The organism is Vibrio sp. 1F169, from assembly GCF_041439605.1.
Taxonomy (GTDB): domain Bacteria; phylum Pseudomonadota; class Gammaproteobacteria; order Enterobacterales; family Vibrionaceae; genus Vibrio; species Vibrio tasmaniensis_A.
Map to the genome: position 1 here is coordinate 1 of NZ_JBGOOI010000098.1, position 12,224 is coordinate 12,224.

The 12,224-nt window shown below is 42.1% G+C and carries 12 protein-coding genes and 1 pseudogene; 1 reads left to right on the forward strand and 12 read right to left on the reverse strand.

Annotation, left to right across the window (positions count from 1 at the left end; genetic code table 11):
• Window positions 1–90: 90 nt before the first annotated feature.
• The 3 genes and pseudogenes from ACED53_RS21465 to ACED53_RS21475 form a co-directional block, all read right to left on the reverse strand.
• Window positions 91–327 carry a hypothetical protein gene (locus ACED53_RS21465; RefSeq protein WP_102579751.1) on the reverse strand — a complete coding sequence of 79 codons (237 nt, stop codon included), beginning with the start codon at window positions 325–327 and terminating at the stop codon, window positions 91–93.
• 323 nt (window positions 328–650) lie between these two features.
• Window positions 651–773, reverse strand: a complete 123-nt coding sequence (locus ACED53_RS21470) for a hypothetical protein (RefSeq protein WP_258186662.1) — start codon at window positions 771–773, stop codon at window positions 651–653.
• Window positions 727–921: pseudogene (locus tag ACED53_RS21475) on the reverse strand (hypothetical protein). The gene ACED53_RS21470 and the pseudogene ACED53_RS21475 overlap by 47 nt, the downstream one beginning before the upstream one ends.
• A 501-nt stretch (window positions 922–1,422) precedes the next feature.
• Between ACED53_RS21475 and ACED53_RS21480 the strand changes: the two are divergent.
• Entirely contained in the window at window positions 1,423–2,703 is a 1,281-nt protein-coding gene (locus ACED53_RS21480; RefSeq protein WP_032499462.1) for a GGDEF domain-containing protein, read from the forward strand.
• Between the two features lie 764 nt (window positions 2,704–3,467).
• Here the strand turns inward: ACED53_RS21480 and ACED53_RS21485 are convergent.
• The 9 genes from ACED53_RS21485 to ACED53_RS21525 form a co-directional block, all read right to left on the reverse strand.
• A complete protein-coding gene (locus ACED53_RS21485) occupies window positions 3,468–3,620 on the reverse strand; it encodes a YoaH family protein (protein ID WP_004731009.1) in 153 nt (50 codons plus the stop codon).
• Between the two features lie 41 nt (window positions 3,621–3,661).
• A complete protein-coding gene (locus ACED53_RS21490) occupies window positions 3,662–4,819 on the reverse strand; it encodes a conjugal transfer protein TraF (RefSeq protein WP_017101860.1) in 1,158 nt (385 codons plus the stop codon).
• Between the two features lie 59 nt (window positions 4,820–4,878).
• Window positions 4,879–5,757, reverse strand: a complete 879-nt coding sequence (locus ACED53_RS21495; protein WP_017098137.1) for a DUF2861 family protein — start codon at window positions 5,755–5,757, stop codon at window positions 4,879–4,881.
• A complete protein-coding gene (gene vxrB, locus ACED53_RS21500; RefSeq protein ID WP_009845363.1) occupies window positions 5,757–6,416 on the reverse strand; it encodes a response regulator transcription factor VxrB in 660 nt (219 codons plus the stop codon). The genes ACED53_RS21495 and vxrB overlap by 1 nt, the downstream gene beginning before the upstream one ends.
• On the reverse strand, window positions 6,391–7,863 hold the full coding sequence (vxrA, locus tag ACED53_RS21505; protein ID WP_017101861.1) for a sensor histidine kinase VxrA: 1,473 nt from the start codon (window positions 7,861–7,863) through the stop codon (window positions 6,391–6,393). Before vxrA ends, vxrB begins: the two co-directional genes overlap by 26 nt.
• Before the next feature lie 346 nt (window positions 7,864–8,209).
• The gene (gene pntB, locus ACED53_RS21510) at window positions 8,210–9,607 is read right to left on the reverse strand and encodes a Re/Si-specific NAD(P)(+) transhydrogenase subunit beta (protein ID WP_009845361.1); all 1,398 of its coding nucleotides are present in this window, start codon (window positions 9,605–9,607) and stop codon (window positions 8,210–8,212) included.
• Between the two features lie 10 nt (window positions 9,608–9,617).
• A complete protein-coding gene (gene pntA / locus ACED53_RS21515) occupies window positions 9,618–11,165 on the reverse strand; it encodes a Re/Si-specific NAD(P)(+) transhydrogenase subunit alpha (RefSeq protein WP_017101862.1) in 1,548 nt (515 codons plus the stop codon).
• A gap of 299 nt (window positions 11,166–11,464) precedes the next feature.
• The gene (locus tag ACED53_RS21520; RefSeq protein ID WP_012600627.1) at window positions 11,465–11,746 is read right to left on the reverse strand and encodes an HlyU family transcriptional regulator; all 282 of its coding nucleotides are present in this window, start codon (window positions 11,744–11,746) and stop codon (window positions 11,465–11,467) included.
• Between the two features lie 38 nt (window positions 11,747–11,784).
• On the reverse strand, window positions 11,785–12,153 hold the full coding sequence (locus tag ACED53_RS21525) for a late competence development ComFB family protein (RefSeq protein WP_009845358.1): 369 nt from the start codon (window positions 12,151–12,153) through the stop codon (window positions 11,785–11,787).
• Between the last annotated feature and the right edge of the window lie 71 nt (window positions 12,154–12,224).

Genomic DNA, 12,224 nt, shown 5'->3' on the forward strand with positions numbered 1-12,224 from the left:
TGTTCAACACTTGGGATTTAGTGTTGGCTACGCAACACCTTAATCCTTATTTGTTGTTAGCTCTACGACTTAGACTGGACAAGACACAATTTATTGAAATCCATCGCCATGATTTTCTAATGTTTTAATACCACACTCTAAACAAACTACATAGCGATCGATTAAATCTAGTGACGCTCCTGCTGGACTAGCCATCCCACCCAAAAAACCCGCAAGAAATTCCTTAAACTTTTCTTTCTTACTATTGCCATATTTGGACGGTTTTTGCTTAATCAATTCTTTATGTTCTGTTTTTTGACCACATTTGTCGCAATACCTAGCACTCATTTTAACCTCAATTGTTGTTTTATAAATCCTGAGAATGATATCGGAGTAGCTGCGCATATGAATGAGAAGTGAATCACACATATGAACCAGTACGCACATTTAATAAGTAGAACTAACGCTTATTAGATAGAAAATTCTGCATTTAAATACAGAGTTTTTCTGTCTAGTCTGATTTATGGGAAAGGATTATACTCATTAACCCTATTTATAACAGTGATTTAAATCATTAGCTGTAAAACTGGATGCTTAAAGTGTGGATTCTCGTCGTAGAAATGCAGAAAGGGCTACTTTCCTAAAAAAATAGCCCTTTCGATTGCTGTGAATCATCGGCGTTTCTTGTAGCGTTTTCGTGTGGTGTTCGCCCTTACCACACGCCCGTTCTTGAGCGTGTAACCTTTCTTAAGTTGGCCGTTTGGTCGACGACCTTTGCACTTGTGTCCTTTCATTGGGGTTCTCCAGTTTTCGTATCCGTTGCTCTTGGTCTTGTTGCACTCGCTTTATCCAGTTGATGTCTGTTTTCAAAGCCGCAATCGTGCCGAGGCTTGAGACTCAACCTGTAATAAATGCAATGACCAACGCATCAAGAAACGCCATCACTTCGTTTTCCATCGAGATCCGTAATATTCAAGTAGGTATCGCACCATGGCGCGTAATTGGGAATAAAAGACAAAATGAATGAAACGAACGCTCTAATAAACAACAAAGTGTTTTGATAAAATTGAGCTTAAAAAGTGACACTGCAACATAACTACCCTCCACTTTAATTGACGAACAGTAACAGTGGCCTCGTGACTCGTTGTCACAGCAAGCCATAAAACTCGCACACATAACTCTGATTACGACAAACCGAACCACAGTAAATTTAACTGTATAAATATGCAGTTAAATTGATACCCCCGCAAAAACCACACTTATCGAGTGAATAGCATTCAAAACCAACGCCATGCGTACAGAATTTGTTCTAAAAATCAGTTTAATCATTAACTTTTCTGTATAATCTTCAATTCAATTTTAACTATTGGGTTCGAATGTGAATACTCGATAGAATCTCTGTTTGCGGTGACATCACGCATAACCACAAAGTTACATGTATGGATGATTAACATTTTGAGCGACAACGTATTCAGGCAAATCAATATATTCCTTTCGGTTTTTTGCCTCGCTGCCACTCTACTGTCGTTTATCTCTTATCATATGATCATGGATCAAAACTACGTTATCACTCCAGATAGATTCCCTACACTCGTTAACACTGACCAAGAACATAATGGTGGCACCAAAGGGGTGCTGTATAAGTCAGAAGACACCATTGAGTTACAGTGTGACTTTAAGCGTACCTATAGCTCGCCATTCTGTGAGATTGAGTTCGTTATCTCTACGGAAGGTAAAGGTCTGGATCTCTCAGTGTATGACTCAGTGACCATCAATATGGATTACGAAGGCCAAGAACAGCCAAGGTTTCGCTTTTACATTCGAAATTACGACGAGAATTACAGCGTTCAAGGTGACGCTATGTCTAATAAGTTCAATCGTTTAGATTTCTCGTTACCCGATAGAAAACACATCGACTTAGATTATTTCAATGTCCCTTTATGGTGGATCGACTATTACAACCACCCTATTACTAATAGCGCCGTAGACGTTACCAACGCAGTGTCGGTTGAGTTAGGGCTTGGTGCTAGCACACTTGATGGGCACCATAAACTGACAGTACAAAGCATCGTTTTTCACGGCAAGACGATCGACAAGTTTGTACTAGGAAAACTCTTAATTAGTTTATGGGTGCTGTATGCGATTTACTATATATCTTGTGCGTTATATCTAGCCAGAAGAACAAGAACAGATGCCGCACAGCAACAACGTTTGTTGACTCAAGAAATTGAAGAGCTAAAGATAAAGGCTACAACCGATCCGTTAACCGGCTGTAGGAACAGAACTGAAGCTTTAGATGCTTTCTATGATTTTGAATGGTTAGCCCAGCAAGGAAAAACAATTCACATCGCTTTGTTTGATTTAGACCATTTTAAGCAAATCAATGATCAACATGGCCATGAAGTGGGTGACAAAGTACTTATTCAGTTTGTCGCAACGGCGAACGAGAGTCTTGGTGAGCAATATTTACTTTATCGCTGGGGTGGTGAGGAGTTCCTTTTAGTTTGCCTGGAGCAAACTGCGCTACAGTGTAACGAATCTATCAATAATCTATACCTAGCAATCGACCAAAGCGTTTGGCCTAAAGCGCTTAAAGTAACGACTTCGACTGGAGTAACACAGCTTAAGCAACATGAATCGATACGTTCTGCAATTAAACGTGCAGACAAGGCACTCTACCAAGCGAAAGACAACGGACGAAACCAAGTCGCAAAGTTGTACTAAAGCTCGCTTGACTAGACTGCAGTTACACATTCAACTCTCTGCCAATACCCAATCAAGACGCCATTAATACCCTGTCGATATCTACTGTCCATTTAAGCCGCCGTTAGATTTTCAACGCAGACTAAAGAAGCCAAAAGCTTTACTGTCTCATTAGGGTTCTAATCGATATGTACGCCTCTAAGCGCGCTCTCACCATCGGTAATAACACATTCTGTAGTAACGCCATTAATCGCATTCTCAGGTTGAGATGTATCGTTTCTAAGCTTCCTAACTACTTGTTCTAAACCGCACATATCTGGCTAGTAAAAGCTTTCTCTAAGCAGTCGTAAGTCACTCGCGGTATCGGTTTTGAACATTACCGTCGTTACTTATCTCGCGCTGCTCTTCGAGGAAATCCTTATTATTCTGCTCCCGTCACGCTTCTAATCACGCACTCTGACCCACTAAAAATGGAAGTCACAACGTCACTATCCTTAAAAAACGCCATAGATTTAACTACTTAGACATGGTGACATAAATACTGACACCCAAAATGATAGTTGTATTGTTTTCAGAGCTTGCTGTAATTTAATTACAAATAGGAGCCAAGAAAAGCCTGATAAGTGGATTACTCCAACGTAACTTACTGAATAAACGGCATTTAATGGTTTTGAATAGTTCGGGGTTTAGGGTAACTAAAGAGTTGGTATGTACGAGATAATATACTAGAGGGTAATATATTTAGTTATAGTGCGCTAAGGTGTTAAAAAAGAAGGGCTAATGCCCTACTCTTCTTTATTACTCATTTCTTCACGAATTTGCTCAGCAACGATTTTGATAGCTTGTGCTGTGCTGATGCCCTGGGTCATCATTTCTTGAATTCGTTCAACAGCTTTCTGTTGTTCTTCGTGAGAAAGGGTTGGTAAGTCGTTTAGCATAGTCTGCTCCTTTATTTAGGAGCAGAACTATATAAGGACTGTTAGTAACTAGCAAGGAAATTGATTGATGCACCCATTGCATTTTCATTTGTGTAGTTAGCACTTAAATCTAACTGGAACAAATTGAGTGGCGACAAACCAATACCTGCAGTGACTGTACCTTCTGAACCAGAGTATGCCAAATTCTTGTAGTACCCTGCCCTTAGCTGAAGCTGACGTAAAACATCAACTTCTGTACCAACGCGAATCATCTGTTCATTATCTTTGAACGAAGTAAACTTTTCGGTTTCATTTAAGTCATAGTCGACACTAAGCGTGAAGTAGTCCGCTACGATACCAGCACCTACGGTATATACTGGCTCTAGTTTGTATGCGTATTGGCCACCGACTTTGTGTGTCACATCGCTGGTCGTCGTACTCGTTAAAGTTTGAGATGTATCTTTGGTATTGATATCTCTAGATATTAAGTTGGTAGCCGAAAAGCCAACTCGAAATGGACCTGTGAACCAAAGCGCGCCAGCATCCATATTAAAAGAAGTTTCACCTTCACCATTGTCTCTTACATCAGACAAATCGTAGCTCTTAACAGAAGCAACGTAGTTGTATGTGTAAATACGTTGAAGTTTAGGCGTGATACCAAATGAAATATGCTGCCCCATAAAGGTTTGATATTTAGCGAGAGTTAATCCAACTTCGGTAACACCAATAGCAACGGCTTCTACCGTCGACAACTCAAGTTTATCGGCATCTGTCGCTGACGCTTCATTGTAAACATTTGGTGTAGCAAACGATTCTGTATAGGCTTTGCCGAATAGGTTAGCCGCTATAAATTGATTTGGGATAGCGAATGCGACAACACCACCAAGTTCAACATTAGCTTGGTTACCATCGAGTTTTTTAAGAGCTGCATCTAAATCTGCAGTGTTTGTCGCAGCCAGAGCGGAATCAATATTTGATTTCATGTCTTGGGGGTCATTATAACTACCACCAAAACTTGGCGTGATCATACCCATATCATCGTTACGACGATAAATAGCAACAAGTGCTGGGTTATAGAATGGAGCTGTTAGGAAGTTTGCTGAAACAACACCAACACCACCCATCGCATCACCACGCGCTTCAATGGCGTAGTTTGCTGCTGAAAGAGGAAGACTGGCGAATGCAATTGATGCTGCGAGTAGTTTAGTTGTATTTTTCATGCCGTTTATCTTTGTTAGATCCCTTACATTATTAACGGCTCAATTCTAAATTACTTTAGCTACTCTTCGCTAGAAATATCATAAGTTTTACTGATAGTTTGTGCTTGCTCTATCGCTATGTCACCTTGCCAGCGCGAATGTACCATTGATACAGCTAAAACATAACGATCATTGGGCAGTTCTTCACCCGTTAAATTGGTCGGATAATCGGATTCATAACTTTTACCCCACACCTGCTTATATCGTTCATCGACATAATCGTACAAACCTACGTCTAGCTTTGGTAATGGGCAGTATGGGTTCAGCAGTGCTTTTTTATCGATCAACCAAGAGTCTTTAGATGCCCAACGAACTTGTTGACGCATAACCACTTCACCAAGAATGACCCAAGTGCTCCAGGAGTTACCGCTATTTCCTTTTACAGTCAGGCGATAAAGTCCGGAATCAAGTTGAGACGCTAAGCTATAACGTTTGCTGTATACACTCACTGAAGTGTTATTGATTACAGGGTTACCTTTGGTGAACTCACTATCAGACGAAACGACCTTGTCGACCCACTTCTCAAAGGTGATGTCTTGGATGTTGCTTTCCGATTCAACGTCAATCGCCACACGGAATGTTTCCCTGCCTGGGCTTTGGATAATGTGTCTTTTCACGACGACCGAGCTTATCCAGTCCGGTAAAGTGTTTTTGGTGAGCGTTTTCCCACAATCTTTGTTCAATGCTTGCTCGAACAGCTGATTGAGATGATCTTCGCGAGATTGCGAAGCGTTGATTTGCCAAACTTCCACTAGTGAATCAAACATCAATGCTAAATCATTATCTAGCAGGTGCTTGTGCACTTGTGTCAGCGCATCACTGTCCTTAAACCAATCGGCTGCGTGTGCAGTATTGATGACGCTTGATAAAATGAGTAGTGGAAGTAAGGCTTTTTTCATTACGCTTTCATCTTGTAGCCAACGCCACGTAAGGTTTCAATTTCTAAACCTGGCAACTTCTGTCTTAGTTGCAGAACGTGCGTGTCTACAGTACGAGTTGTTGGGAAGTGGTTGTAACCCCAAACGTGGTCTAGTAGCTCATCACGAGTAAACACTCGACCAAGATTACTTGCCAAGAATAATAATAGATCAAATTCCGTACGCGTTAACGTGACTTCCAGTTCGTTAAAAAACACTTCACGTGTTGCTTTGTCAATTACAAGGTTTTGAGCCATTACTTTTGATGCATCTTGATCTTCAGCATCAGGTAGGCGTAGTTGTGCACGGATTCGAGCAAACAGTTCAGCTTCTGCAAATGGTTTCGTTAGGTAATCATTCGCACCTGAGTCTAGGCCGGCTACTTTGTCTTTTACTGTTACGAGAGCCGTTAGCAAAATAACTGGGATGTCTTTCTTTTTCTTCCAACCTGGAAGTGAATCTACTGAGTCACCATCAGGAAGTTGACGGTCTAGGATCACAAGATCCGCTTGTTCCCAATAGCCTTCAACTTCAGAGATCAGCTCGGCATGTAAACATTCATATCCAGCTTGCTCAAGGCTAACTAATAAACCGTCAGCTAAATTTTTATCGTCTTCAACGAGAAGCAATGTCTGTTTCACAAGGTATCTCCAAAATAAATGTTGTTGGGGGGCCGATAAGCGTCATGTGACCGCCCATTTTTCCGACCATAGATTCTACTATCGTCAGACCTAAACCGAGTCCACTCTTACTTACGAATGGCTTTCTTAGTTGCCCCCAATCTTTACGAGACAAGTCTCCATTATCTATAACTTTGAATGTCAGCTTCTTGTCAGAAGTATTCAGTTCTAGTATCACTGGGGCAACACCGTATTTCACGGCATTTCTGATCAGGTTATCGATACACGTTCCTAACCAATATACGTTTACTTTTGCAGCAATATCTTTGTTTACGCGGAGTTCAATGCCCGGAGCAAAGTCTTCTTCAACTTTGTATTGAAGCCACTCTTCAACACTTGGCACCCACTCTGTTGCAAGCGGTTGGTTGTCTGATTGCAAATAGTCTTTACTTGCTTCTGCCAACTGCCTTAAACGGCGTGTATCTTCACACAACCTACGAAATTCATCATATACCGATTCTGGCAAGTGTTCGAACTCTCGCCTAAACCCTTCAACCGTCAATGACAAACTCGCAATCGGTGTTCTTAATTCATGCGTTAGAATTTGAAGAACCAGCATGCGGCTCTTCATCTCTTGTTTTTTACTGTTCCAACGGTAAACCGCCCACCCCAACACGAGTAGGATATTGGCAATCACCAAAATAAACATGGCGATCTGCAGAAGCTCTGAATGATCTTCTATTTCCCAACATACATTGCCGCGTTGGACAAAACAGCTGTTGCCTTCTGAGGACAAACTAAAGGCTAAACCCGCGAGCGTAGCGTTTTCGTTCCAAACTGATTCTTTATACAGGTAATATCTATCACCGCGCTTGACCCACATTTCATCAAGCTCAACAAACATACTCGCACCCGCTAGCAAAGCTGTTATGGCTTCATTGTCCATCTTCTGTAGACGAGACAGTAGTTCATCGTGTTCGGTGTTCGGTCGCTCTTGAATGTGCATGTAGCGCTTCAACGAGTCAAATTTCTCTGGGTATAACTCAACGTAGCGTGCGGCATATGAACCGCCACCGGGATGAATCAAACCACTTCGAGTAAACCAACGATCAGAAAGTTTAGTTCCTTTACACATTGCACGAGTAAAGACCAAAGGCTCTGTGATTAGAGGGCTTAAAGGCAACTTTCCGCTGCATGTTTTTGATAACCGGTATAAGCGTTGGATGTCTTTTAGTGGGTATTCAGCAGTTTGCGGCAGCATAGAGGACGGCATGATCAAGCGAGTCGGGTAATCAGCCTGAAGCAGTCGAATATCATAAGATTCAATTGCCATTTCATGATCAAAAAGTTTAGTGAAGTTATCGATACGCTCAGGTAAAGAGTCAGCAAACGCGTTCACTGAAACGGATAATGTAGCGATAAGCAGAGTAAATGTTCTTTTGATGATCACAAACCAACGCAAATTCATATAGATCAATCAAATATATACCATTCGTTATCAAAGATAAATTTATAACCGCATGAAAAACCGTGCTAATGACGAGTTATAGCGACAAATTCGATCATATTAGGGCTATGTTGCACAGCTGTACTCGCTAATCGTTTGAGTCGTTATAACTTCATTCAAATGAGTTTTACGGCCATCTATCGGACTGTGCTTATTGCTTATAGGCCATAGATTGCTGCTTATGGGTCATAGATTGTTACTTTAGGATACAGCGACTTTCAGATGAACAAAAAAAAGGAGCTCTAATGAGCTCCTTATTTAGTTACGACTTAATGCTTTTGCTTAGAAAATACTTAAAAAGTGTTTCCTATAGATGCTCTAGAATACCGAGACAGCTCTGTTTCGCATCACCAAACAACATCTGCGTATTCTCTTTGAAGAACAGTGGGTTTTGCACACCTGCGTAACCTGTGTTCATCGAACGTTTGAATACGATAACGTTCTGAGCATTCCAAACTTCAAGTACTGGCATGCCAGCGATTGGGCTGTTTGGATCTTCAAGTGCTGCTGGGTTCACAGTGTCGTTTGCACCGATAACCAAAACAGTATCGGTCTCATTGAAGTCATCGTTGAGTTCATCCATTTCAAGAACGATATCGTAAGGTACTTTTGCTTCAGCAAGTAACACATTCATGTGACCCGGTAACCTACCAGCAACTGGGTGGATACCAAATCGAACATTGATGCCCTGCGCTCGTAGCTTCTCAGTGATTTCATGCACTGGATATTGAGCTTGAGCTACTGCCATGCCATATCCAGGAGTGATGATGACTGACTTTGAATTTTTCAGCATGTCAGCCACGTCTTCAGCTGATGTTTCGCGGTGTTCACCTTGCTCTTCATCACCATCAGACACAACCACATCTTGGCCGAATCCACCAGCAATAACGCTGATGAAAGAGCGATTCATCGCCTTACACATGATGTAAGAAAGAATTGCACCTGACGAACCAACCAATGCACCGGTTACGATAAGCAGATCGTTCGCAAGCATGAAACCTGCCGCTGCTGCTGCCCAACCAGAATATGAGTTCAGCATAGAGACAACCACTGGCATATCTGCGCCACCAATCGATGCCACTAGGTGGTAACCGAATGCGAATGCGATAAGAGTCATCACCATTAGCGCGAACATGCTGCCGTCCGCTTTAACGAACATAATCATCAGTAGTGTAGAAACTACGATCGCCGCTAGGTTCCACTTATGCTTATGAGGGATGTTCAATGCAGACGAAGAGATAACGCCGCGAAGCTTACCAAACGCAACAATAGAACCCGTGAACGTCACCGCACCGATAAACACGCCAAGGAACACTTCCACTAGGTGGATCACGTGCTCTGCATGAATATCAGCAGGGTTGATAGAAACGGTAGCAGGTGGGTCAATGTAACTGTTGTAACCTACAAGTACTGCTGCCATACCTACGAAGCTGTGCAGAATTGCCACCAGCTCAGGCATTTCAGTCATTTCTACTTTTCTTGCGTAGTGGATACCAATACCACCACCGATCACCATAGCAATGATGATCCATACAATACCTGCAGAATGTGGGCCAAAGATCGTCGCGATCAACGCGATTGCCATACCCGTGATACCGTAATAGTTACCTGCGCGCGCAGATTCCTGTTTCGACAACCCAGCCAAGCTCATAATAAAGAATACAGCAGCCACAATATAAGCTGCTTGTACTAATCCTTCAGACATCTGTCACTCCTTAGTCTTTACGGAACATTTCAAGCATACGTTTGGTTACGGTAAAGCCACCAAAGATATTGATACTTGCAATTAATACGGCAATAAATGATAAGAACGTGACAACGCCACTTCCTTGTCCTATCTGTAACAGTGCACCGACTACAATGATTCCTGAAATCGCGTTAGTTACGGACATCAAAGGCGTATGCAGAGAATGGCTTACATTCCAAACGACGTAATAACCCACCACACAAGCGAGTACAAAAACGGTAAAGTGAGATAAGAACGCAGCAGGAGCAACCGAAGCTACCCAAGCAAATGCACCTACAGCAACCGCCATGCCTGCCACTTTCTTAATTGGAGAAACCGGCTCTTCAACTTTTGGCTCTGGTTTAACCGCTTTGGGCTTAGCTTGTTGTGGTTGAGCTGAAACTTGAATTGGCGGTGCAGGCCAAGTGACTTCACCCTCTTTAACCACAGTAACACCGCGTAGCACAACATCTTCAAAGTCAATATTGATGTTGCCATCTTTCTCTTTGCAAAGCAGTTTCAGCAAGTTAACGAGGTTCGTTGCATACAGTTGAGATGATTGAGTCGGTAGTCGACCAACCATATCTGTGTAACCTACCACTTTCACGCCGTTAGCCGTTGTAATAACTTGATCCGCAACGGTATATTCACAGTTGCCGCCATTGGCTGCCGCAAGGTCAACAATCACACTACCAGCACTCATGCTGTCTACCATCTCTTTGGTAATCAGCTTAGGTGCCGGACGACCTGGGATCAGTGCCGTTGTAATGATGATATCGACATCTTTAGCTTGAGCTGCATACAGTTCTTCAGCTTTCTTATTGAATGCTTCAGACATCTCTTTTGCGTAGCCGTCGCCCGCGCTGGTATCTTCCTTGAAATCCACTTCCAAGAATTCAGCGCCCATAGACTCGACTTGCTCTTTTACTTCAGGACGAACATCGAACGAACGAACGATCGCACCCAAACTACCCGCAGCGCCAATTGCTGCTAGGCCAGCAACACCCGCACCAGCAACCAGTACCTTCGCTGGTGGAACTTTGCCTGCCGCCGTAATTTGACCTGTGAAGAATCGACCAAACTCATGCGCCGCCTCAACAACAGCACGGTAACCCGCGATGTTAGCCATAGAACTCAATGCATCTAACGCTTGAGCTCTTGAAATACGAGGTACAGAATCCATCGCCATCACGTTAATATTACGAGTGGACAATTGTTCCATTAATTCTGGGTTCTGAGCTGGCCAAATAAAGCTGACCAATGTTGCGCCATCTTTAAGAAGATCAATTTCATTTGTAGTTTCGTCAACGATCGGAGCGTTAACTTTAAAAATAATATCGGATTTCCAAGCTTCATCTGCGGTGACAATTTTTGCTCCAGCTTGTTCATAAACTGCATCTTCAAAACTTGCTAACGCACCTGCTTGTGATTCAACACAAACTTCAAATCCTAATTTTAGAAGCTGTTCTACCGATTTCGGCGAAGCAGCGACTCGCGTTTCACCTGCGAGTGTTTCTCTTGGTACACCAATTTGCATAGCTATTCCTTGACTATTGGCACAATGACTTATTCGTTTGTATCTAACGAGAACTAATACTTCAAGCGTTTTATTCAAAGAACAGGAAAAGTTATTACTTATAACGATTTGGATGGAATTGGAGCACTTCATTTGAAGAAATGACGCCTCTTTTGAGCCAAGAGGTCAAACCACTTGCAAATATTCCTTTAAATAACAACCTACTAGCTGTTCTTTGTTCCTAAAACTAAAAAGAGCTTTCAGCATATACACTGAAAGCTCTCTAAATTATGACCAACATCAATTCTAACCCTATTTGGTTAGCTAAAAATGCTATCGCCCATTTGGTCGATGAACATCTGCGATTTTTTAAGCATCAGTTCATCGGCATCTTGTTTGTTTGAAACAACATCTGAACGAATAAAACGATGGGTTTTGATTTCACCATCAAATTCTTTCTCGATTCGCCCAGCTACACGGTATTGACCAGATTCAGCAATGGCATCTTGATAGATATTGAAGCCTTTGTATTCGACTGGCTCAATTTCTACTTTTTGTTCGGTTTTTTCTTTGCCACTAAATAATCTAGAAAAGAATCCCACGTTTTTACTCCTTAAATGACCGCATTAACCGTAAACTATCATGACTGTTTACCGCTCAACAATGGCTTTTCATACCATTGTAATTCAACGTCATCATCAAAATTATGTTGACTAAAGATTACGGGTACATTGTCGTCACGCTCTCGTCTTCTGTCGTCAATGATCATACTTTCTGCATTTTTGACCGCGATCTCACTATTTCGTTTATACAGCACCAATTTATCCTCTGGCAATGCCGATAGAAAATCGACATCGAAGCGAATATAGATGGGTTTAAGCTGACCTAAAGCCAAACACGCAAGATCGGCTAACTGCTCGTTGGTATAGCCAGAAACATACTCTTCTGTAGCTAATACATTTCCCACCAAAGTTTCCATATAATTATGGACATCGACACTGATTTGCATAATACACCTCCATGTTGAGTAATGCCGTTCACTTAAGAGTGAACGGCATTTTTGTTCTTAGCATACCGTTG